This is a genomic window from Pseudomonas sp. MWU13-2517 (assembly GCF_023242545.1).
In the GTDB taxonomy this organism is placed as follows: Bacteria; Pseudomonadota; Gammaproteobacteria; order Pseudomonadales; family Pseudomonadaceae; genus Aquipseudomonas.
The window spans coordinates 1-22,558 of sequence record NZ_JALMFA010000013.1; the positions used below are offsets into that span (position 1 = coordinate 1).

A 22,558-nucleotide genomic window follows, 5' to 3' on the forward strand; every position below is an offset into this window, starting at 1 on the left:
ATCATCGCTTGGCGCCGGGACGGTTACGGTGCCGACGGTGTCGCCAGCCTTGATGGTGATGGATGAGCCATTGTCCAGCTTCAGCGTGACGTCGGTGCCCGCTTTATTGGAAAGCGTCGCGGTATAGGTGATCTGACCACCTTCGTTCGCCTCCGCCGGTGCGGTGAGCGTCACGGTCGTGGTGTCGACCGAGTCCGTAATCGTGGTGACTGCCGGAGCCGTATTCGGCACCAGGTTCTCGAAATTGCCGCCAGTCGCGCCGGTAATGGTAGTGCTGACAGTGCTGCCGTTGACGTAGACATCATTCGGTGGGGTGTCGACAACCACGCTGCCAACGGACTCGCCGGCCTTGATGGTGATCACCGAGCCATTGCTCAAGGTGACGTTCACTGGTGTCTGCGCCGGGTTGGTCAAGGTGGCGGTGTAAGTGATCTGACCGCCTTCGACAACCGTGCCGGTGGCGGTCAACGAAACGTTGGTGGTGTCGATTGAATCAACAATGGTGGTGACCGCAGGCGTAGTGCTCGGCACCAGGTTTTCAAAATTGCCGCCGGTTGCGCCGGTAATCGTGGTGCTGACGGTGGAACCGTTGTTGTAGACGTCGTTGGCCGGGGTATCCACGACCACGGTGCCGGTGGATTCGCCGGCCTTGATGGTGATCACCGAGCCGTTGCTCAAGGTGACGTTCACTGGTGTCTGCGCCGGGTTGGTCAGCGTGGCGGTGTAAGTGATCTGGCCGCCTTCGGCCACGGTTTGGGCCGCTGTCAGCGAGACAGTGGTGGTGTCGATCGAGTCAGTGATCGTGGTGACCGCAGGCGTCGTGCTCGGCACCAGGTTTTCAAAATTGCCGCCGGTTGCGCCGGTAATCGTGGTACTGACGGTGGAGCCGTTGTTGTAGACGTCGTTGGCCGGAGTATCCACGACCACGGTGCCGGTGGATTCGCCGGCCTTGATGGTGATCACCGAGCCGTTGCTCAAGGTGACGTTCACCGGTGTCTGCGCCGGGTTGGTCAGCGTGGCGGTGTAAGTGATCTGACCGCCTTCGGCCACGGTTTGGGCCGCTGTCAGCGAAACAGTGGTGGTGTCGATCGAGTCAGTGATCGTGGTGACCGCAGGCGTCGTGCTCGGTACCAGGTTTTCAAAGTTGCCGCCAGTCGCGCCGGTAATCGTGGTGCTGACGGTGGAGCCGTTGTTGTAGACGTCGTTGGCCGGAGTATCCACGACCACGGTACCGGTGGATTCGCCGGCCTTGATGGTGATCACCGAGCCGTTGCTCAAGGTGACGGTCACTGGCGTCTGCGCCGGGTTGGTCAGTGTGGCGGTGTAAGTGATGGCGCCGCCTTCCGTGACCGTGTTGCCCGCCGTCAATGTAACGGTGGTGGTGTCGATGGTGTCGGTGACTTGGGTCACCGCCGGCGTGGTATCGATGTTCAGCACCAGGTTATTGCCGCCGGTGGTGCCGGTGACGTTGACGCTGATCTGGCTTGGATCGATGTACGGACTGTCATTCGCGGCCAGGGGCACGCTGACGGTACCGGTGAGTTGGCCCGACGGGATGGTGATTACCGCGCCATTGGACAAGGTAATGGTGAGGTTGCCGATTGGCGCCTGGGTCACGGTGGCGGTGTAGGTCAGCACGCCACCGGCTTCGGTGATGGTCGGCGTGGCGCCCAATGTCAGCGTGGCGGTTTGCAGAGCCAGGCCACCGCTATTGCCGCCAGGCTGAGCACCGACGTTCTGGGTCAGCGTCGAATTGGCCTGGCCCAGGCCAGCGGTCGGGAAGCCAATGGTCGGGTCAACGCGGCCGGCGGTCGCGTCCAGCACAACAAAACTGTGACCACCGCCTGCCGCGCCATTACCGGCAGCGGTTGGGCCTGCGGCAGTGGCTTCCAGGTCGGTGGTCGGGTCCGCGCCTGCGGCGATGGCTTGTTGCAACTCGGCAACCGACGGCGCCGCGTTCTGAGCGGCAGCTGCCAGGTCGAGGGTGGAGTCCGGCAGGTCGGCGCTCCATTGGGTATCCCGGCCCAGGTCCAGCGTGCGGCCATCGGCCAGTTCCAGGCTGACGGCACCCGACATGCCGGTGTCGACTTGGTCGCCCGCAAACAGGCGATCACCTTCTACCAGAACACGGCGCGTTCCTTCCGGAGAAATAACGAAAACTTGACCAACAATGCTTTTGACAATGGCAACAACACTGCTCATTAAATTTTCTCCGGCGATCCGTTTCTGATGAATTCCATGTGGCCGCTCGGAAGAGGGCCAAACAGGAGGGGCGTAGTCTGTAAGGGTGACTTCGTCAAATAATTGGCTAGATTTTTTCGCTATCTAGTTTATGCCAAACTATTGACCTTATGGGCGCCATCCTAAACAATCGCCCCCATAATGTCACATTGATATTTACGCGGCGAACCGTCCTACATGTGTGAAGCAGTTCCGCTTTTTGAACTTTCCGACGTACGGTCATTACGGTAGCCATTATCCGACGCAGCGACGTGAATCGCTGTGATTTGAGACAAGAAGTCCTGGGGAATTTTTAAATGCGTCTGCACCTGTTCAAGGCAATACCGTTCGTTCTCGCCGCCGGTTTCGTACAAGCCCAGACATTACCCCAAGCCATGCAGCAGGCATTGGATGTGCACCCTGAAATTCAGGCCGGTGTGAACAGCCGTATCGCCGCTGATTACCAACTGCGCGCCGCCCAGGGGGGTTACCTGCCACGCGTTGACCTGAACGCCGGCTATGGCCGCGAAGGTACCGACAACTCCACTACCCGCGCCGCCAACGGCCCGAATGGCAACCACTGGGACACTCTCAACCGCGGTGAGTCCAGCCTGCGCCTGCAACAGATGATTTTTGACGGCTTTGCCACTTCCAGCGAAGTCGGCCGCCAGCAAGCCAACGTCAACTCCCGTGCCTACTCCCTGCTCGGCACCTCCGAGCGCACTGCCTTGACCGTCGCCCAGGTGTACCTGGATGTACTGACCCGTCGTGAATTCGTGCGCCTGGCCGAAGAAAACCTGCGCAACCACGAACGCATCTACGATCAGATCAAATTGCGCACCCAGCGCGGCGTCGGCAACGGTGCCGACCAGGATCAGGCCGAAGCGCGTCTGGCCCAGGCTCGCAACAACCTGATCACCGAGCAGACCAACCTGGCCGACGCTCAGGTCAACTACCTCAGCGCCGTCGGCCAGATGCCCGACCAACTGGAGCGCCCGGCGCCGTTCATGGCCATGCTGCCGGCAGACCTGAATGAAGCGCGCCGCCAGATGCTCGACAACAGCCCGGTCCTGCGCTCGGCCGAATCGGACATCTCCGCCGCCGAGAAGCAGTACGAAGCCGCCAAGTCCACCTTCTACCCGCGCTTTGATGCCGAGCTTGGCACCAACGCCGACAACAATGTCTCGGGTGACGCCAGCCACAATAATGGTTGGGAAGCCATGGTGCGTATGCGCTTCAACCTGTTTGCCGGTGGCAGCAATAAAGCCGACCTGCAGTCCAAGTCGTACCAGGCCAACCAGGCCCTGGACATCCGCAACAACGCCCTGCGCCAACTCAACGAAGAACTGGGCCTGGCCTGGAACGCCCTGAACAACGCCAGCGCGCAGTTGCCGGTGGCCCAGCAGTACGTGGATCACAGCACCCGCGTGCGCACTTCCTACCAGCAGCAGTTCAGCCTTGGCCAACGGACCCTGCTCGACTTGCTCGACAGTGAGAACGAATTGTTCACCGCTTCCCGTCGTCTGGAAGAGATCAAGAACATTCAGTTATTTACTCAGTATCGAATCAAGGCGACCATGGGCGAATTGCTCAAAAGCCAGGGAGTGGTCGCACCGATGGCCTCCGTCGTGCAAACCGACGTGAAGCCTAAAGTCCAACTGCCCGGGATGAATTGAGCCACCCCTATAGCCCCATCTGTTAGTCGAGAGTGCACCGCGTGGAATCCGAAGTCAGTCGAGTTCATCTCAACCATGATCCCCGCACGCTGCACGACGACCCGTTACTTGACGGGCTGCTTGCACTCTGTGCCCTGCATCAGAAGCCGGCCAGCGCGGCCATGCTCACCACTGGCCTGCCGCTGCCTTCGCAGCGGTTGAGTGCCGAGCTGCTGCCCCGTGCAGCTGCGCGGGCCGGGCTGCAAGGGCGGGTGTTGCAACGCAAACTGGAACAGATCCCCACGATTGCCCTGCCGGCGTTGCTGCTGCTCAAAGAGGGGCGCAGTGCCGTGCTGGTGGGCTGGCAGGGCGATGACGAAGCCCGCATCCTGCTCAGCGAAAGCGACGGCGGTGAAGTCATCGTCAAGCGCGAGTTGCTGGCTGACGACTATGTCGGCAAAGTTTTCTTCGCCCAACCGCAGCACAAATTCGACGTCAACCACGGCACCCTGATTCCTCGCGCGCGTTCGTGGTTCCGGGACACGCTCAAGCGTTCGCGCTGGCTCTATACCGACGCCATCGCCGCCAGCTTCCTGATCAATATCATCGCGATGGCCGCGCCGTTGTTCGTGATGAATGTGTACGACCGTGTGGTGCCGAACCAGGCCACCGCCACCCTTTGGGTGCTGGCTGTGGGCATCTGCGGTGCCTATCTGTTCGACCTGATCCTCAAAAGCCTGCGCAGCCTGTGCCTGGACCTGGCCGGTAAAAAGACCGACCTGATCATCTCGGCCACGCTGTTCGAGCGCATTGTTGGCATGTCCATGAAGTACCGCCCTGCACGGGTCGGCAGCTTCGCGCAGAACATCCACGAGTTTCAGAGCCTGCGCGACTTCCTTGCGTCGCTGACCCTCACCAGTCTGATCGACCTGCCATTTACCCTGCTGATATTCCTGGTCATCGCCATCCTCGGCGGGCACCTGGTGTGGATTCCGGTGCTGGCGTTCCCGATTGCCCTGGGCATCGGCTATGCCCTGCAGAAACCGCTCGTTGCGACCATGGAGCGCACCATGGCGCTGGCCGCCGAGCGCCAGTCGAGCCTGATCGAAACGCTCGCCGGCCTGGATGCGGTCAAGGTCAATAACGCCGAGAGCGAGCGCCAGTATGGTTGGGAACAGACCATCGGCACCTTGAGCCGCCTTGAGCTGCGGGTGAAGTTGCTGTCGGGCCTGTCGATGAACATGACCCTGCTCATCCAGCAACTGGCCGGCGTGATCATGATCGTGTTCGGGGTGTACCAGATCATCGACGGCAACCTCAGCATGGGTGGCCTGATCGCCTGCTACATGCTCAGTGGCCGCGCCTTGAGCCCACTGGCTTCGCTGTCGGGCCTGCTGACCCGTTACCAGCAAGCCAAGGTCACCATGATGTCGACGGACCAGATGATGGAGCTGCCCCAGGAGCGTAATTTCGAAGAACGCCCCATGAGCCGCCGCACCCTGCAAGGCGCCATCGAGTGCCGCGGCCTTAGCTTTACTTACCCCAATCAACAGAACGCCGCGCTGAAAAACATCAACCTTATGATCAAGCCCGGCGAGAAAATCGGCATCATCGGCCGCAGCGGCTCGGGCAAGAGCTCCCTTGCCAAACTGATCGTCGGCCTTTATCAGCCAGACTCCGGCGCCTTGCTGGTGGATGGCGTGGATGTGCGCCAGATCGATGTCAGTGAACTGCGCCACAACATCGGCTACGTTGCCCAGGACATCCAATTGCTCGCGGGTACGCTGCGCGACAACCTGGTGTCCGGTGCGCGTTATGTCGAAGACGAAATGGTCCTGCAGGCCGCTGAGCTGGCCGGCGTGCACGAATTCGCCCGCCTGCACCCGCAAGGCTATGAGCTGCAAGTCGGTGAGCGTGGGCAGAACCTCTCCGGCGGCCAGCGCCAGAACGTCGCCCTGGCCCGCGCGCTGCTGCTCAACCCGCCTATCCTGCTGTTGGACGAACCCACCAGCGCCATGGACAACACGGGTGAAGAGCGCTTGAAACAACGCCTGCAAGCCGTGGTGCAAAACAAAACCATCGTGCTGGTCACCCACCGTGCCTCACTGCTCTCGCTGGTAGACCGCCTGCTGGTGGTCGACCGTGGGCAGATCCTCGCAGACGGCCCGAAAGCCGTGGTCATGGAAGCGTTGAAAAAGGGGCAGATCAGTGTTGCTTAATTCCATCAAAAGCGCGGTTGGCCGCTATTTCAAAGGTTCCGATTCGCTGCAGGGCCAGCCTCTGCCCGAGGTCAACAAAGCGCTGATCGAAGATGCACCGCGGGTTATCCGCCTGACCATCTGGGCGATCATTGCGTTCTTTATATTCCTGGTGACGTGGGCGGGCTTCTCCAGCATCGACGAAGTCACCCGTGGCGACGGCAAGGCGATCCCTTCGTCCAAGCTGCAGAAAATCCAGAACCTGGAAGGCGGTATCGTCTCCGAGTTGTACGTCAAGGAAGGCCAGGTGGTGGAAGCCGGCGCGCCGTTGATTCGCCTCGACGACACACGTTTCGTTTCCAATGCCGGCGAAACCGAGGCCCTGCGCCTGGCCATGCAATTGCGTGTCGAGCGCCTCAGTGCCCAGGTGGATGACCGCCCGCTGAACATCCCCGACGACGTGCTAAAGGCCGCGCCAAGCCAGGCCGCCAGCGAGCGCTCGTTGTATGACAGTCGCCGCCAGCAGTTGAAAGACGAAGTCGGTGGCCTGCAGGAGCAACTGGTGCAGCGTCAGCAGGAACTGCGTGAGTTCACCTCTAAACAAAGCCAGTACCGCAGCCAGTTGTCCCTGCAACGCCAGGAAATCAACATGTCCGAACCACTGGTGGCCCAGGGTGCGGTGTCGCCGGTGGAAGTGCTGCGCCTCAAGCGGGCCGAGATGGAAACCCGTGGCCAATTGGACGCCACCACCCTGGCGATTCCCCGTGCCGAATCGGCGATCAAGGAAGTGCAACGCAAGATCGACGAAACCCGTGGCAAGTTCCGCAGCGAAGCGCTGACCCAGCTCAACGAAGCCCGCACTGAACTGAACAAGGCCGAGTCCACTGGCCGCGCCCTGGAAGACCGGGTCAGCCGTACACTGGTTACCTCGCCAGTGCGCGGGATCGTCAAGCAATTGCTGGTCAACACCGTCGGCGGTGTGATCCAGCCGGGCAGCGACATGGTAGAAATAGTGCCGCTGAACGACACCCTGCTGGTGGAAGCCAAGATCCGCCCGCAAGACATTGCCTTCCTCCACCCAGGTCAGGAAGCGATCGTCAAATTCACCGCCTATGACTACACCATCTACGGCGGCCTGAAAGCCAAGCTCGAACGCATCGGTGCCGACACCATCACCGACGAAGACAAAAAAACCACCTACTACATGATCACCCTGCGCACCGATCGCAGCCACCTGGGCACAGACGAGAAGCCGTTGCTGATCATCCCCGGCATGGTCGCCTCGGTGGATATCATCACCGGCAAGAAGAGCATCCTGAGCTACCTGCTCAAGCCGATCATCAAGGCACGCGCCGAGGCGTTGCACGAGCGGTAATCTTCAGCGCCTGTCCCGGCCTATCGGGGCAAGTCTCCTCCCGCATTTTGAATGTATTCGCAGATCAAAATGTAGGAGAGGGCTTGCTCCCGATGGGGTCATCAGCCTCCCCACGGATTCCACTTTCAAAGCATATGTATATTCATTAACGGTATTTAATAGCCGGTTCTTATAGCTATAAAGTCACTCTCCTGTCCGACCGGGAGTGCCCAAATGTCTGCCACCTCTACTGTTCCAACAGCGACCTCATCCACCCAGGTTTTCGAAGTTCGCCCACTCCCCGGCAGCGTCGGTGCCGAGATCATCGGCCTGGACTTGTCGCGCCCGGTCAACGACCACGACTTCGCCCGCATCCACCGTGCGCACCTGGACCATCACGTTGTGGTGTTCCGTGACCAACGCATCACCCCCGAGCAGCAGATCGCCTTCAGCCGCCGCTTCGGTGTGTTGCAGATCCACGTGCTCAAGCAATTCCTGTTGGCCAACCACCCGGAAATCCTGATCGTCTCCAACATCATCGAAAACGGCCAATCCATCGGCCTGGGCGATGCGGGTAAGTTCTGGCACTCGGACCTGTCGTACAAAGAACTGCCCAGCCTGGGCTCTATGCTGCACGCCCAGGAGTTGCCCTCCGAAGGCGGCGACACGCTCTTTGCCGACATGCACAAAGCCTGGGACCAACTGCCTGAACACCTGCGCAAAGCCGTGGAAGGCCGAAGTGCCGCTCACTCATACACGGCGCGTTACAGCGAAACCAAATTCGAAGGCAACTGGCGCCCGACCCTGACCCCTGAGCAGCTCGCTCAGGTCGCCGAAGTGGTGCACCCCATTGTGCGCACTCATCCGGAAAACGGGCGCAAGGCGCTGTTTGTCAGCGAAGGCTTCACCACGCGCATTATCGGCTTGCCGGAAGACGAAAGTCGCGATCTGCTGGCCCAGTTGTACGCCCACAGCGTGCTGCCGCAGAACATCTACCGCCACCAGTGGCAGCCTCACGACATGGTGTTCTGGGACAACCGCTCGCTGATCCACCTGGCCGCCGGGTGCCCAAGCCACCTGCGACGCAAGCTGTTTCGCACCACCATCCAGGGCGATGCGCCGTTCTGAAACCCATACCCGGCAAGAGAGACGAAATGAACGCGCCCCTGCAAGGCCACGCGGCCAGCACCCCGAGTACGGCCCAACCGTTGTTGGCGGTGGACAACGTCAGCCTCGAATACCGCACGCCTGAACGTGTGGTGCGGGCCACCCACCAAGTCAGTTTCGAGATTGACCCGGCCGACCGCTACGTGCTGCTCGGCCCATCGGGTTGCGGCAAATCGACGTTGCTCAAGTCCATCGCCGGGTTTATCAAACCCTGTGAAGGTGAGATCCGCCTGTTGGGGCAGAGAGTCGAGCAACCAGGCCCGGACCGTATCGTGGTGTTCCAGGAGTTCGACCAGTTGCCGCCCTGGAAAACCGTCAAGCAGAACGTGATGTTCCCGCTGCTGGCGTCGAAAACCCTGAAGCGCCGCGAAGCCGAAGCACGGGCCCTGCATTACCTCGACAAAGTCGGCCTCAGTGCCTTCGCCGATGCTTATCCGCACACCTTGTCCGGTGGCATGAAAGCCCGTGTGGCCATCGCTCGCGCCTTGGCCATGCAGCCGAAGATCCTGCTGATGGACGAACCCTTCGCCGCCCTCGACGCCCTGACCCGACGCAAGATGCAGGAAGAGCTGTTGCGGCTCTGGGAAGAGGTGCGCTTCACCCTGCTGTTCGTCACCCATTCCATCGAAGAAGCGTTGGTGGTGGGTAATCGCATCCTGTTGCTGTCGCCCCATCCCGGGCGAGTACGCGCTGAAATCCACAGCCATCAATACGACCTGCACAGCCTTGGCGGTGCAGAGTTCCAGGCCTCGGCGCGGCGCATTCATCGCCTGCTGTTCGACGAAGCGCCTGAGGCCGAACGTGAGTTGGGTTTCGCCGATATCCGCATCGCTTATTGAAAGGGGTCGTTCATGCGCCAGGAATTTGAAGTCAACCTCGAACCGCTGCTCAGCGTCCCCGTGGAACGCGAGCTGCCCTTGCGCCACCGCCTTTGGCAACAAGGTTGGCTGCGCAAGGGCTTGATCCTGATCGTGCTCGCCATTCTCTGGGAAGCCGTTGCGCGCTATCAGAACAATGACTTGCTGCTGCCGAGCGTTCTGCAAACCGCTCAGGCGCTGTTCGACGGCCTGCTCAGCGGCGAACTGCTCAGTAAGGTCAGCATCTCGCTGGCGGTTCTGATCAAGGGGTACCTGATCGGCATCGTGCTGGCGTTTGCCCTGACCACGCTGGCGGTGTCGACCCAGCTGGGCCGCGACCTGCTGAGCACCCTGACCTCGATGTTCAACCCGCTGCCGGCGATTGCGCTGCTGCCGCTGGCGTTGCTGTGGTTCGGCCTGGGGCAGAACAGCCTGATTTTCGTACTGGTGCACTCGGTGTTGTGGGCCTTGGCGCTGAACACTTACTCCGGTTTTCTCGGGGTGTCCGAAACCCTGCGCATGGCCGGCCGCAACTATGACCTCAAGGGCATGCGCTTCGTGCTGTTTATCCTGATCCCGGCGGCGCTCCCCTCGATCCTGGCCGGCCTGAAGATCGGCTGGGCATTTGCCTGGCGTACCCTGATCGCCGCCGAACTGGTGTTCGGCGCCACCAGCGGCAAGGGCGGGTTGGGGTGGTACATCTTCCAGAACCGCAATGAGCTGTACACCGACAAGGTGTTTGCCGGGCTGGCCGTGGTGATCCTGATTGGCTTGTTAGTGGAGAACCTGGTGTTCAACACCTTCGAACGGCTTACGGTGAAGCGCTGGGGCATGCAGCGCTCGTAACCCTGCTACGATTGCACCCCATTCACTCCCCACTGATCATGAGTGCTTGGCATGCAACTACCGGACATGAACCTGCTGGTCGCCCTCGACGCCTTGCTCGACGAGGGCAGTGTGGTCGGCGCTGCGCGACGCATGAATTTAAGCCCGGCGGCCATGAGCCGCACCCTCACGCGCATTCGCGAAGCGGTGGGCGATCCGATTCTGGTGCGCGCCGGCCGCGGCCTGGTGCCCACACCCAAGGCCCTTCAACTGCAAGGCCAAGTGCGCAATGTGGTCGAGCAGGCGGCGTTGCTGTTTCGTTCGGCGGATCAAGTGGATTTGAGTACCTTGCGCCGTCGTTTCAGTGTGCGGGCCAACGACTTCTTTATCGGTGTGTATGGCGGTCGCCTGTTCGACACCATGGAGCGCATGGCCCCGCTGTGCGAGCTGTGTTTCGTGCCCGAAGGCGACACCGACGACGAAGCGCTGCGTGAGGGGCGGTTGGATCTGCGCGTAAGCAACACCCAGCCCGCAAGCCCTGAAGTGAAAGTGCAGAACCTGTTTTCGACCACCTTCATCGGTCTGGCGCGCAAAGGCCATCCGTTGTTTGACGAAGACATCACCGCCGCGCGCTTTGCCAGTTATTCCCACATCAGTATTTCGCGGCGCGGTATCTCCCGTGGCCCGATCGATACAGCGCTGAATGCCCAGGGCCTGGAGCGACGCGTGGCGATGATCGCCCCAGGCTTTCACGGTGCAATGTTCATGTTGCCCGACTCCGACCTGATCCTGCCGGTACCCAAGGAAGCGCTCTACAGTGCCAATCGCTTGAACCTGCCGTTGCGTGCATTCCCGCTGCCGATTTCGCTCCCGACACTGGTGCTGGCCCAGTCCTGGCACCCGCGCTTCGACAAAGACCCCGCCCACAAGTGGCTGCGCGAGATCATGCGCGAGAGTTGCCACGCCACCTGGCTGGAAGCCCAGCCGACCTAGTTTCAACGCGCGCCACAATGTAGGACAGAGCTTGCTCCCGATGGCGGTAGGTCAGGTGCAAATTCATCGCTGACACAGTCGGGGAAGCTTCCACAGTGGATTGCGTTTGGCGCACTTATAACTTGCCGATAAGTAACTTTTTGTCATGGATATGCCTGATTAAACTGCTCGGGTACTTTCATTTTCGAGTTAAGTGTCCATGACTTCCCTCGCTGCCCCGGCTCTCCAGGCTGCAGCCAAACCTACTGCGCTCAACCCGCCGGTGTTCGGCCCGCGCATCGTCATTGGCCTGGTCGGCGTGTTGCTGGCGGTGCTGGTGTCGGGACTCAACGAAATGGTCACCAAAGTCGCACTCGCTGATATCCGCGGTGCGCTGTACATCGGTTTTGACGAAGGCACCTGGTTGGTGGCGGCCTACACCGCTACCTCCGTGGCGGCGATGGCCTTTGCACCTTGGTGTTCGGTGACCTTTTCCCTGCGCCGTTTCACGCTGTGTGCCATTGCGTTGTTCACCGTGTTGGGCATCCTGTGCCCGTTCGCGCCGAACTACGAAAGCCTGCTGCTGCTGCGCACTGTGCAAGGCCTGGCCGGTGGGGCGTTGCCGCCGATGTTGATGACCGTGGCGCTGCGTTTCCTGCCGGCCAACGTCAAGCTGTACGGCCTGGCCGCCTACGCGCTGACCGCCACTTTCGGTCCGAGCCTGGGCACGCCGCTGGCGGCGTTGTGGACCGAATATGTCGGCTGGCAGTGGGCGTTCTGGCAAATTGTTGCACCGTGCCTGTTGGCGATGGCGGCGGTGGCCTACGGCTTGCCGCAAGACCCGCTGCGCCTGGAGCGTTTCAAGCAGTTCAACTGGCGCGGTTTGCTGCTTGGGTTCCCGGCGATCTGCATGCTGGTGATCGGCCTGTTGCAGGGCAATCGCCTGGACTGGTTCGAGTCCGGCCTGATTACGTTCCTGCTGAGTGGCGGCAGCCTGTTACTGGTGCTGTTCATGCTCAACGAATGGTCGCACCCGCTGCCATTCTTCAAGTTGCAGATGCTTGGCCTGCGCAACCTGGCGTTTGCCCTCATCGTGCTGGCCGGCGTGCTGATGGTGCTGACCTCGGTGATCATCATCCCCTCGAGTTTCCTGGCTCAGGTCCAGGGTTATCGTCCGCTGCAGACCGCACCGGTGATGCTGCTGATGGCGCTGCCGCAACTGATCGCACTGCCGTTGGTGGCGGCGCTGTGCAACTTGCGCTGGGTCGACTGCCGTTGGGTGTTGGGCGTTGGTTTGAGCATGTTGGTGCTGTGTTGCATCGGCAGCTCGCACCTGACTTCAGCGTGGATTCGCGACGATTTCTTTGGTTGGTACCTGCTGCAAATCTTTGCTCAGCCGATGGCCGTATTGCCGCTGCTGATGCTCTCCACCGGCAGTATCCAGCCGACGGACGGGCCGTTCGCCTCGGCCTGGTTCAACACCGTCAAGGGCCTCGCCGCGGTGGTTGCCACCGCCGTGCTGGATACCCTGACCACCCAGCGCCTGCACTTTCACTCGACGATGCTGGTGGACCGCCTGGGCAATTCACCCCTGGTCGACGCTGACGCGCCTGGTCTGGCCCGCCGCCTGCACGAGCAGGCGGTGGTACTCACTTCTGCGGATCTCTACTGCGTCATGGCAGGTATCGCGGTGGCGTTGATCCTGCTGATTTTCTGGATGCCCACGCGGATCTTTCCGCCTCGCGCACCGACATAGCCCAAGGACTTTTCATGAAACGCAAAGACAAAATTGCCGTCTCCGTTATTGCCGTGTTCGCCGTTGGCGTGCTGGTGTACCTGGTCGCGCCGGGTATGTTGGGCAGCAAGCGCCAGACCACCAACGACGCCTTCATCGCGGCCGACTTCACGTTGGTCGCGCCGCGTGTTGCCGGTTTTATCAAGGAAGTGCTGGTGGAGGACAACCAGCGCGTCAAGGCCGGCCAATTATTGGCATTGATCGACGACCGTGATTTTCGCGCCGCCGCCCAGGCTGCCGACGCCGACACCTTGGTCGCCCGGGCTCAATTGAAAAATGCCAATGCAACCCTGGAGCGCCAAAGCTCGGTGATCGCCCAGGCCCAGGCTACCGTAGCGGCGGATCGCGCCGAAATGGCCTTCGCCGAGCACGAACTGAACCGCTACAACCACCTCGCCGGTGTTGGCGCAGGCACGGTGCAGAACGCCCAGCAAGCCAAGACCCGCATTGACCAGGCCACTGCGCGCCTGGCTAATGCCACCGCCGTGCTGGCGGCCGAACGCAAGCAGGTGGAGATCCTCACCGCCCAGCGCGACGCCGCCGAAGGTGGACTTAAGCGCGCCCAGGCCGCACTGGAAATGGCCAGTTATCAGCTGTCCTACACGCGCATCGTCGCGCCGGTAGATGGCATGGTCGGCGAGCGTGCGGTGCGCGTCGGCGCTTACGTGACGCCGGGCAGTAAGATCCTCGCGGTGGTGCCGCTGGCCGACGCCTATGTGGTGGCCAATTTCCAGGAAACCCAGCTGTCCCACATGCATGCCGGCCAAGCCGTGCAAGTGCGTGTGGACAGTCTCGATGGCGAATTGCTCAATGGTCATCTGGAAAGCCTGGCGCCGGCCACCGGAGTGACATTTGCTTCGGTCAAGCCGGATAACGCCACCGGCAACTTCACCAAGGTGGTGCAGCGGATCCCGGTGAAGATCGTCCTCGAACCCAACCAGCCGCTGACCGAGCGCCTGCGCGTCGGCATGTCGGTAGAGGCCAGCGTCGACACCCAGGCTATTGCGCCGCCGCGTGAGGTGGCCCAGCAATGAGAAAAATTGCCTGGCTCACCTTGAGCCTGATCAGCTTGAGCGCCTGTACCGTAGGCCCGGACTTTCAGCGGCCTCAGGGCTCGCAAGTCGCTCAATGGAACGAACCCCAAGGGCGCCAGGCTGCCAGCCGCGCCGTCAGCGAGCCCTTGCAGGAGCGCTGGTGGGACGTGTTCCACGACGCGCAACTGTCGGCGCTTACGCGCCGCGCTCTGACCGACAACCTCGACCTGAAACTCGCCAGCAGCCGCTTGCAACAAAGCCGCGCCGTGCGCCAGGTGAGTACTGCCGAGCGTTATCCGAACCTTGATGCAACGGGTGGCTACCAGCGCAAACGCAACAGCGGCAAAGGGTTGAACGACCCCTCCGGCGAGAATGGCCGCTCGGCTTACAGCCAATGGGACGTGGGCTTCTCTGCCGCGTGGGAGCTGGACTTCTGGGGCCGGGTCAGGCGTGAAACCGAAGCCGCCGACGCCACGTTGCAAGTCGCCGAAGACGACCGCCGCGCCGTGTTGTTGTCGGTGCTCGCCGAGACGGCTCAGGACTACATTCAACTGCGCGGCGTGCAGAACACCCGCGCCGTTACCGAGCAAAACCTCGAAGTCGCCCGTCACAGCCTCAAGCTCTCGCAACTGCGCCTGGCCGATGGCGTGGCCACGGACCTGGACGTGGCCGAAGCCGCGGCCCAGGTGGCGACCATCGAGGCGCGCCTGCCGGACTTGCAGCAGCGTCAGGACCAATTGATCAACGCCCTGAGCCTGCTGGTGGGTGAGCCGCCCCAGGCGTTGCACGCGCAATTGTCCAAGGACGCCGCCGTGCCGCAAACCCAGCGCCAGGTTGCGATTGGCCTGCCGTCGCAACTGGCCGAGCGCCGCCCCGATATCCGTCGGGCCGAGGCACGTCTGCACGCGGCTACCGCCAGCATTGGCGTGGCCAAGGGCGACTTCTACCCGCGTATCACCCTGTCCGGCAGCGTCGGTTCCCAGGCCATGCAACTGTCGGATTTCGGTTCCTGGGGCTCCCGCGCGTTTTCCATCGGCCCGCAATTGAGCCTGCCGCTGTTCAATGGTGGGCGCCTGCAAGGCATGTTGAATTTGCGCGAGGCCCAGCAGCAGGAAGCGGCGCTGGCTTACCAGCAAACCGTGCTGCGCGCCTGGCATGAAATCGACGATCAGTTGACCCGCTACAACGCCAGCCAATTGCGTCGCGACAGCCTCGCCGAAGCGGTGCGCCAGAACCAGATCGCCCTGGCCACCGCGCAACATCAGTATGTGGAAGGCGTGGTGGATTTCGTCAATGTGCTCACCGTGCAAAGCGCGCTGCTGGCGACGCAGGAACAGTGGGTTGAAAGTTCCACGGGCGTGTCGTTAGCCATGGTGGGCTTGTACAAAGCCTTGGGCGGTGGCTGGGAATCGGTGTACCCGTTGCAAACCGCCGGGCGCTGAACCACAAAGAGTTTTGTCAGTCGCGAAATAAGGTGTAATGATAATTGCTCTCAATAGTGTATCTGAGCTTTTCATGGACACCGCGACTGACGGCCAGCAACAGCTTCACCTCCTGTACCGCGACCATCACGGCTGGCTGCAAGGCTGGCTGCGCAAGCGCCTGGGCGACCGCGAGCAGGCTGCCGACGTGGCCCAGGACACCTTTTTGCGTCTGTTGGTGTCCGGGCGCTTTCCTGGAGACAAGGAAAGTCGAAGTTATTTAGCGCAGATCGCACGCAACCTGGTGATCGACCAATGGCGCCGCCTGCGTATCGAGCGCGCCTATCTGGAGAGCATCGCGCATCTGCCTGAACCTGAATCGCCGTCACCGGAAACCCGCGCGCTGATCCTGGAAACCCTGTTGCACATCGACGCCATGCTCGACCGCATGCCCGACAACGTACGCCGGGCGTTTCTGTTGTCGCAATTCGAAGGCTTGAGCTACGCGCAGATCGCTGAGCGCCTGGAGGTCACGGTCAGTTCGGTGCAGAAGTACATGACCCGCGCCATCGTCGCTTGTTACCAGGTGGCCTACGCCGAATGAAGCAGGACGCCCCGATTGCCGAGGAAGTTGTCGAGCAGGCCAGCGAGTGGCTGATGCTGCAGTGGGGCGGCGACCTGCACGGTGAGCAACACCAGGCATTTGCCCGATGGCAGGCCGCCGACCCGGAACACCGCCGCGCCTGGCAACGCTTGCAGCAACTGCAACAGACCCTCGGCGGCGTGCCTGCCGAGAGCGCTCGCGCGGTGCTGCGCGACACGCCGGATACCCAACGCCGTGCGGCCCTCAAGTTGCTCGGCTTGCTATTGGTCGCCGGTGGCAGCGGTTATCTGGTGCAGCGTAGCGAACCTTGGCAAGTGGCCTTCGCCGCGCACCGCACCACCACGGGCGAGATTCGCCGCGTGATCCTCAGCGACGGCACGCGGGTGGACCTCAACAGTGACAGTGCGTTTGACCTGCATTTCAACGGCAGTGAGCGGCGCATTCGCCTGATCCGTGGCGAGATCCTGCTGACCAGCGGCCATGACCCCTTGCGCCCGTTGATCGTCGAGACCCCGGCCGGTGACGTGCAGGCGCTGGGTACCCGCTTTGCGGTGCGCGAACTGCCCGATGGCAGCCGCGTCGACCTCTTCGAAGGCCGCGTGCGCGTCAGCCCGCTGCAGGGGGCGGCGGTGCAGATGAGTGCCGGCGAGAGTTTATGGTTCAACGCACGCGAAAGCTCGGCATTGCCTGCGGTAAACGCCAATGCCAGCAGTTGGACCGAGCACCGCCTGGTCGCCGAGCGCCAGCCGCTGGGTGAGTTTGTCGCGCAGTTGAGCCGCTATCGACCAGGCGTGCTGCGGTGCGACCCGGCAGTGGCCGATTTGCTGCTGACCGGTGTGTTTCCACTGCGCAACACCAACGCGATCCTCGCGGCACTGGAGCGTACGCTGCCGGTGCAGGTCCAGACGGTGACGCGCTTCTGGGTGACGATCAAGGCCAGGGTCTGAAAATATTTTTGCCGGTGCTTGTCGGTTTGCGCACTTCGCTCGGGTTAGCTCTTGAAAGCCAATCAAGAAGCGTTCTCACGGGGAGCCCAGCGATGTCGCACCACCCAATCCAACCCTTGGCCCGCGCTCTACGCCGGGGCCTGTTCGTCAGCCTGTTGGCCACGGTACCGACGGTGCCGGCGCTGGCTCAGGCCCAAGAGAGCAGCGAGGCCCTGCACGCCTACAGCATTCCTGCGGGCAGTCTCGATCAGGCATTGAACCGCTTTGCCAGCGCTTCCGGAATTTTGCTGTCGGTCGATGCCTCGCTCACTCAGGGTAAGCGCAGTGCTGGCCTGCAGGGCCGTTACGGAGTGGCGACCGGCCTGGAGCGGCTGCTGGCGAGCAGCGGTTTGACGGCAGTGCAAGCCCAGGGTGGTTGGTCGTTGCAGGCAATGCCCGAGGGCGGCCCGTTGCAGTTGGGCGCGACGCAAATCAGCGCCGAGCAGGCCCGGGAAAGTGCCTGGGGGCCTGTGGAGGGTATCGTCGCCACGCGCAGTGCGTCCGGCAGCAAGACCGATTCGGCACTGGTGGAGATCCCCCAGACCATCAACGTGATCAGCGCCGCCGAAATCAAGGCGCGCGGAGTCCAGAGCGTTACCCAGGCGTTGCTCTACACGCCGGGCATGACGGCGGGCGGTTTCTCTGACCGGGTCAAGTTGTTCGATGAACCGACCTCTCGCGGGTTCTCGCCCACGCCGCTGTACCTCGATGGTTTGCACCTGCCCTACGGTGGCGGCAGCACCGGCGGTGCGTTGCAGATCGAGCCTTATGGGCTGGAGCGCATCGAAGTGCTCAAGGGCCCGGCCTCGGTGCTGTATGGGCAGAATCAGCCCGGCGGTATCGTCAACATGGTCAGCAAGCGCCCCAGCGAAACGCCGATTCATCAGGTGGTGCTGGAGGCCGGTACTTACGAACATAAAAGCGCGGCCATCGACCTGGGTGGACCGCTGGATGAGCAAGGGCAATTTCTCTATCGCCTGACCGGCCTGGCCAATGACGGGCAGGACGAAATCAACTACGTCCAGAACAAACGTCAGTTCATCGCCCCCAGCCTCACCTGGCGCCCCGACGACGACACCCACGTGACCATGTTTGCCCAATACCAGAAAGACAAAGGCGTACCCGAAGCCCAAGGCTTGCCGGCGTCCGGCACGTTGTGGGCCAACCCCAACGGCAAGATCAAGCGCGACCTGTTCCTCGGCGAACCCGGCGTGAACCAGTACAACCGCGAGCAATATGTGCTGGGCTACGAGGTCTCCCATCGCCTGAACGACACCTGGACCCTCAAGCAAAACGCACGCTACGCCGAGGTGGATGACCGCTACACCGCGCCTCTGCACGGCTACGCTTTCGTCGCCAACCCGGCGACCGGCGTGAAGGACCAACGCTACCTGCAACGCTTTGGCGTGGACTGGGCGCAAGACAACAAAGTGTTCGGCGTGGACAGCATCGCTCAGGCCGAATTCGACACCGGCGTGTTGGCCCACACCTTGATCGTCGGCCTGGATTACTACCATTCCAACTCACAGTTCCACGGCTTGTACGACCGTAACCCGCCGATCATCGACCTGTTCAAACCGGTCTACGGCCAGCGCCTGAATTTTGGTCAACCTTACCGTTGGGACCGCTCCATCACCCAGACCGGGTTATACCTGCAGGACCAGATCAAACTGGATAAATGGGCATTGGTACTGGGTGGGCGTTACGACTGGGCCAATGTGGTGAACAAGGAGCCGCTGGCCGATACCCGCTTTGCCAGCAAGGACCAGGCGTTCACCGGCCGTGCGGGGTTGGTGTACCTGTTCGATAGCGGTGTGGCGCCGTTTGTCAGTTATTCCGAATCCTTCCTGCCGCTGGCTGGCACCGACGCCAACAGCAAACCTTTTGAGCCGTCGACCGGCAAGCAGTACGAAGTCGGTGTGAAGTACCAGCCGCCGGGGCAGAAGAGTTTTGTGCAGGTCTCGGTCTACCAGTTGGATCAGGAAAACGTGCTGACCACCAACCCGGCGGACACCACCTTCAGCACCCAAAGCGGCGCCATGCGTTCGCGAGGTGTAGAGCTGGAAGCCAAGGCCGCGCTCAGCGACGCTTGGGACGTTGTCGCCTCGGCTGCACGTAACGACATCAAATACACCAAGGACAACGACGGTCGCCAAGGCCGCCACCCCGCTGGCATCTCGCCGCTGACGGCGTCGATGTGGGTCAACTACACCGTGCTGGGCGATACGCCGCTGGTCGGCCTGGGCGCCGGCCTGGGTGTACGCTATGCGCGCCAGAGTCTGGGCGACTACTACGAGGGCGCCTTCAGCGTACCTTCGTACAGCGTCTACGACGCCAGCCTGAGCTACGACCTGGGCAAGTCGCCGCTGAAACTCAAGGGTGTGAAGCTGGCGATGAACGTGCAGAACCTCACCAACAAAACCTACGTATCGCAGTGCACCAGTAACCTGGACTGCTACTACGGGGCAGGGCGCACGGCGGTATCGAGCCTGACGTATGACTGGTAAGCGCAAAGCGGGCTGTTGTGGTGAGCGGGTTTGAGCCGCTCACTAAAGATCGGCCCGGCCTCTCAGGGATTCTGCAAAAAAACCACATACCCCCGAAACCACTCACTCCCCTGCAGATACCCCGGCGCTTCCCAAGCCCCTCCCTGGATCAGCCCTACCTTGAACGGCAGCCCCAGCCGGTTCATCCGTGGCAGATACGCGGCGTAATCCGGGATGCTGAGGCGTCCTTGATAGGTCTGCACCACCACCTCATCTACCACGCCCTTGAGCTGGGCGATAGCGGCCGGGTCGGCGTTGCTGCTCCAGTCCATCAGGCCGGTAATGCTCAGGCGCAGGTCGGCGGGCAGGCGTTGGCGCAGGTCACGCAGGAAGGCGGTGTATTCGTGCAGGTATTGGGTGCGCGCATCGAAGTCGATCTGGATGCCCACCACCGGGTTGCCCGCGTCGCGCCAGCGTTGCACCTGGCCGAACACTTGGGCGTAGATTCGCTCCGGCCAGTGCAGGGTGTGGGCGCGGTAGACCACCCAGACCTCGCCCTGGGTCAGGCGCGGTACGCTGATGCCCTGGGCGATCAGTTGCACGCCGCGCTGGGGTGCGCGGCGGGTCGAGTTGATCTGGCCCTGGAGGATATACAGGGTTTTAGCCTGCTTGAGCACCGGCTGCGGAGTGACGCCGCTCCACAGCCAGAAGGCGTCATAGTCCCGGGCATCGACGGCGCCGAAGGCTGGGCTTGCCAACAATAGCAAACCGAGCCACAGGTGCTTCACCAGTAGTACTGCAACGACGTGCCCCATTGGGTGTCGGCGAAAGTGGTTTTCAGCTGGCGGAACCACGCCTTGCGCACGGCCGGTTCAACGTCATCGCCGCCGCAACTGTTATAGCCCGAGGGTGCGTAGCAGTTGATGGCACGGAACAGGGCATAGGCCTTGTCGTTCTTCGGTGCCTTGGCGTTGGCGATAACGCGTTTGTAGCCCTCGAGCCGCGAGAAGGTTTCACCTTTGAAGTCCGACGCCGTGCTGCCCAGGCTACCGGCGGCACGCGCTTGTTCCAGCGGCATGCCGTCCAGGCCGTTACGCAGGATGAATTCACCGAAGCAGTTCAGGCCCTGCGGGTTTTTCGCGTCGTTTTGCAAGGTCGCGGCGGTTTGCGCGATGCTTGGGCACGCATAGCCGGATTCGGCCTTTTCACCATTCCACTGGAACAGTTTCAGGCTCTGGCTGGAGCTATAGACATAGCCCAGGCTGGTGCCCAACTTATCTTCGGGCGCCTGGGCCGGCAGTTGTTTGAGATCGTCGGCGAAGTTGGCGAACTGGCTGTGCAGCAGGTCTTTGTAGAGCAGCACGAATTGCGCGGTGTTGCGCTCCACGGGGTCGTTGGCCTTGGCAAGTTGCTGGCGCAGCAAGTCCGGTCCGGCTACGTTGCGCAGCAGGATATAGCGCACTTGCTGGGCGCTGATCGGTGAGTCGGCGGCAAACACCTTGGCCAGCTGGCCGCTGCGTTCATAGTTCATGGCCAGGGCCAATTCCAACTGGTCGCGTTGCAGTGGCAGCTTGGCCAGCGGCAGCAGTTTCAGCCACAACGCTTCGGCGGCTTGCCAGTCCTTTTTCTCTTCCAGGGCCAATGCGCGCAGGGTCTGTTGGCTGAAGGCGAAATAATCCAGGTTCGAGGGCACCTGCTCGGGCAACAGCTTCAAGGCGCTGTCCGGCTGATGTTCGACGTACAGCGCATAAGCGGCCTTTGCGTAGTCGAACAGTGCCGGTTCGTTGGCAAATACGCTTTTTTGCTCGTCGAGGTCTTCGCGAGTGAGTTCCGGCGGGGTATAGGCACGCATCGACATCAGGTCGGTGACCAACTGGATCATCGGGTTTTGCACGGTGCTGCGATTGATCATCAACAGTTTGAGGTCAGCTTCTTCCACCAGCTCTTCTACCGACGCATTGCGCTGTGCATCCGTCGCCTGGGTCAGTTGCCAGGCGTAGGCCTGGGCCAGTTTGTCGACGTCGTCCGCCAGCCAGTAAACCCGACGCAGCAGGCCATGGGCAGATGCTGCGTACGCGCCCTGTGGATAAGTTTTCAGGTAACCGAGGAAGCCTTCTTCGGCGTTTCTCAAGGCTGACTTATCCACACGCTCGAGTTTCGGCATGCCGTACTCGTCAAACGCCTCGGCCTGCGCCTGGTTCAGCGAAGTACGTGCAGTCATGTACAGCGCGGTTTCTTTGAGCCAGGGCTGGGCGCTGCTGCTTGCAGCGGCAAAGCCGCGTTCGGCGTCACTGAAGCGCCCGCTGTAGAAGTCGGCGGCGGCTTGCAGATAGGTGCGCAGCAGTTGGCCTTCGGGCGACTGAATCTGTTGCGCGTCCACGACTTGGCCATTCCAGTCGCACGTTGTGAGCAACTGCAAGCGGGCTTTTACCAGCAATTCGCGCTCAGCCGCCGGTATGTCGGCCTTGACGACCTGGGCGATAAACGCAGCGGCGCTGTCGTCATCATTGCTGCGGCAGCGGCTGCCTTCACCGCTGAGGAAGGCTTGGCCGGCGGTCTTGGTATCGCCGCGCGGGATGCCCAAGGGGGCGAGCAGTTCGTCAAGGCCGGGCGCCGATGAGTCGTCTACTTCTGCGGGCGGGGTGTCATTTGAGGTCAGGCGATACACCGGGAACGGCACCGGGCCGAAGCCTTGTTCCAGGTCGGTTTCATTCAGTGCGTTCGGTGTCAGGGGCGCTACCTGTTTGTCTGCCAGCAACAAGCGCAGGTTCACCCGGCTGTCATTGCCCGGGCTCAGGAAGGGCAGGTTGCTACAACTTTCAAGGCTGTCGCGTGATACCCGCCAGTCGGGGTAGCAAAAGTCATCACTGCTGGCCTGGGCTTGAAAGGAAAGGCCGGCGAGCAGCGCCAGTCCCAGAGGTTGCAGAAAGCCGATACGCATGACGTGTCCTTTGATCCTGGATCCTTGGAAGGTCGCAATCATA

The 22,558-nt window shown here is 61.8% G+C and carries 16 protein-coding genes; 13 read left to right on the forward strand and 3 right to left on the reverse strand.

The window, feature by feature from the left end; translation table 11 throughout:
• Nucleotides 1-2,202: retention module-containing protein (locus M5B97_RS19110; RefSeq protein ID WP_248732332.1), on the reverse strand; the 2,202-nt coding region annotated here is incomplete at its 3' end.
• A 335-nt stretch (nucleotides 2,203-2,537) separates the two neighbouring features.
• On the opposite strand from M5B97_RS19110, the gene M5B97_RS19115 reads away from it, so the two are divergent.
• From M5B97_RS19115 to M5B97_RS19175, 13 genes are all read left to right on the forward strand, one after another.
• Nucleotides 2,538-3,896: a TolC family outer membrane protein gene (locus M5B97_RS19115; RefSeq protein ID WP_123717508.1), complete on the forward strand. Its 1,359-nt coding sequence runs from the start codon at nucleotides 2,538-2,540 to the stop codon at nucleotides 3,894-3,896.
• A 41-nt stretch (nucleotides 3,897-3,937) separates the two neighbouring features.
• Nucleotides 3,938-6,094, forward strand: coding sequence for a type I secretion system permease/ATPase (locus M5B97_RS19120; RefSeq protein ID WP_248732333.1), 2,157 nt, complete (start codon nucleotides 3,938-3,940; stop codon nucleotides 6,092-6,094).
• On the forward strand, nucleotides 6,084-7,448 hold the full coding sequence (locus M5B97_RS19125) for an HlyD family type I secretion periplasmic adaptor subunit (protein WP_123717507.1): 1,365 nt from the start codon (nucleotides 6,084-6,086) through the stop codon (nucleotides 7,446-7,448). The genes M5B97_RS19120 and M5B97_RS19125 overlap by 11 nt, the downstream gene beginning before the upstream one ends.
• Nucleotides 7,449-7,661: 213 nt before the next feature.
• Complete coding sequence (locus tag M5B97_RS19130) at nucleotides 7,662-8,555, forward strand: TauD/TfdA family dioxygenase (RefSeq protein ID WP_248732334.1); 894 nt, start codon at nucleotides 7,662-7,664, stop codon at nucleotides 8,553-8,555.
• 26 nt (nucleotides 8,556-8,581) lie between these two features.
• On the forward strand, nucleotides 8,582-9,433 hold the full coding sequence (locus tag M5B97_RS19135) for an ABC transporter ATP-binding protein (RefSeq protein ID WP_248732335.1): 852 nt from the start codon (nucleotides 8,582-8,584) through the stop codon (nucleotides 9,431-9,433).
• A gap of 12 nt (nucleotides 9,434-9,445) precedes the next feature.
• Nucleotides 9,446-10,297 (forward strand): ABC transporter permease, encoded by an 852-nt coding sequence (locus M5B97_RS19140; RefSeq protein WP_248732336.1) that lies wholly within the window; start codon nucleotides 9,446-9,448, stop codon nucleotides 10,295-10,297.
• Between the two features lie 51 nt (nucleotides 10,298-10,348).
• Nucleotides 10,349-11,269 (forward strand): LysR family transcriptional regulator, encoded by a 921-nt coding sequence (locus tag M5B97_RS19145; protein WP_123717504.1) that lies wholly within the window; start codon nucleotides 10,349-10,351, stop codon nucleotides 11,267-11,269.
• A 199-nt stretch (nucleotides 11,270-11,468) separates the two neighbouring features.
• The gene (locus tag M5B97_RS19150) at nucleotides 11,469-13,004 is read left to right on the forward strand and encodes an MFS transporter (protein WP_248732337.1); all 1,536 of its coding nucleotides are present in this window, start codon (nucleotides 11,469-11,471) and stop codon (nucleotides 13,002-13,004) included.
• Nucleotides 13,005-13,018: 14 nt separating this feature from the next.
• Complete coding sequence (locus M5B97_RS19155) at nucleotides 13,019-14,077, forward strand: HlyD family secretion protein (protein WP_248732338.1); 1,059 nt, start codon at nucleotides 13,019-13,021, stop codon at nucleotides 14,075-14,077.
• Nucleotides 14,074-15,519, forward strand: coding sequence for an efflux transporter outer membrane subunit (locus tag M5B97_RS19160; RefSeq protein ID WP_134660281.1), 1,446 nt, complete (start codon nucleotides 14,074-14,076; stop codon nucleotides 15,517-15,519). The genes M5B97_RS19155 and M5B97_RS19160 overlap by 4 nt, the downstream gene beginning before the upstream one ends.
• Nucleotides 15,520-15,592: 73 nt before the next feature.
• Nucleotides 15,593-16,102 carry a sigma-70 family RNA polymerase sigma factor gene (locus M5B97_RS19165; RefSeq protein ID WP_134660282.1) on the forward strand — a complete coding sequence of 170 codons (510 nt, stop codon included), beginning with the start codon at nucleotides 15,593-15,595 and terminating at the stop codon, nucleotides 16,100-16,102.
• Complete coding sequence (locus tag M5B97_RS19170; protein WP_134660283.1) at nucleotides 16,099-17,049, forward strand: FecR domain-containing protein; 951 nt, start codon at nucleotides 16,099-16,101, stop codon at nucleotides 17,047-17,049. Before M5B97_RS19165 ends, M5B97_RS19170 begins: the two co-directional genes overlap by 4 nt.
• A gap of 92 nt (nucleotides 17,050-17,141) precedes the next feature.
• Entirely contained in the window at nucleotides 17,142-19,595 is a 2,454-nt protein-coding gene (locus M5B97_RS19175) for a TonB-dependent siderophore receptor (RefSeq protein ID WP_248732339.1), read from the forward strand.
• 62 nt (nucleotides 19,596-19,657) lie between these two features.
• Here M5B97_RS19175 and M5B97_RS19180 read toward each other — a convergent pair whose 3' ends face one another.
• Together M5B97_RS19180 and M5B97_RS19185 are read right to left on the reverse strand one after the other, a co-directional pair.
• Nucleotides 19,658-20,362, reverse strand: coding sequence for a DUF3142 domain-containing protein (locus M5B97_RS19180; protein WP_248732340.1), 705 nt, complete (start codon nucleotides 20,360-20,362; stop codon nucleotides 19,658-19,660).
• Nucleotides 20,359-22,515 carry an outer membrane assembly lipoprotein YfiO gene (locus tag M5B97_RS19185; RefSeq protein WP_248732341.1) on the reverse strand — a complete coding sequence of 719 codons (2,157 nt, stop codon included), beginning with the start codon at nucleotides 22,513-22,515 and terminating at the stop codon, nucleotides 20,359-20,361. Before M5B97_RS19185 ends, M5B97_RS19180 begins: the two co-directional genes overlap by 4 nt.
• Nucleotides 22,516-22,558: the final 43 nt, after the last annotated feature.

What these genes read in the sequence shown, in the direction of transcription:
- M5B97_RS19115 (WP_123717508.1), top strand. Translation starts at nt 2,538, where the DNA reads ATGCGTCTGCACCTGTTCAAGGCAATACCGTTCGTTCTCGCCGCCGGT.
- M5B97_RS19155 (WP_248732338.1), top strand. Translation starts at nt 13,019, where the DNA reads ATGAAACGCAAAGACAAAATTGCCGTCTCCGTTATTGCCGTGTTCGCC.
- M5B97_RS19160 (WP_134660281.1), top strand. Translation starts at nt 14,074, where the DNA reads ATGAGAAAAATTGCCTGGCTCACCTTGAGCCTGATCAGCTTGAGCGCC.
- M5B97_RS19165 (WP_134660282.1), top strand. Translation starts at nt 15,593, where the DNA reads ATGGACACCGCGACTGACGGCCAGCAACAGCTTCACCTCCTGTACCGC.
- M5B97_RS19170 (WP_134660283.1), top strand. Translation starts at nt 16,099, where the DNA reads ATGAAGCAGGACGCCCCGATTGCCGAGGAAGTTGTCGAGCAGGCCAGC.
- M5B97_RS19185 (WP_248732341.1), bottom strand. Translation starts at nt 22,515, where the DNA reads ATGCGTATCGGCTTTCTGCAACCTCTGGGACTGGCGCTGCTCGCCGGC.
- M5B97_RS19145 (WP_123717504.1), top strand. Translation starts at nt 10,349, where the DNA reads ATGCAACTACCGGACATGAACCTGCTGGTCGCCCTCGACGCCTTGCTC.
- M5B97_RS19175 (WP_248732339.1), top strand. Translation starts at nt 17,142, where the DNA reads ATGTCGCACCACCCAATCCAACCCTTGGCCCGCGCTCTACGCCGGGGC.
- M5B97_RS19150 (WP_248732337.1), top strand. Translation starts at nt 11,469, where the DNA reads ATGACTTCCCTCGCTGCCCCGGCTCTCCAGGCTGCAGCCAAACCTACT.
- M5B97_RS19130 (WP_248732334.1), top strand. Translation starts at nt 7,662, where the DNA reads ATGTCTGCCACCTCTACTGTTCCAACAGCGACCTCATCCACCCAGGTT.
- M5B97_RS19135 (WP_248732335.1), top strand. Translation starts at nt 8,582, where the DNA reads ATGAACGCGCCCCTGCAAGGCCACGCGGCCAGCACCCCGAGTACGGCC.
- M5B97_RS19140 (WP_248732336.1), top strand. Translation starts at nt 9,446, where the DNA reads ATGCGCCAGGAATTTGAAGTCAACCTCGAACCGCTGCTCAGCGTCCCC.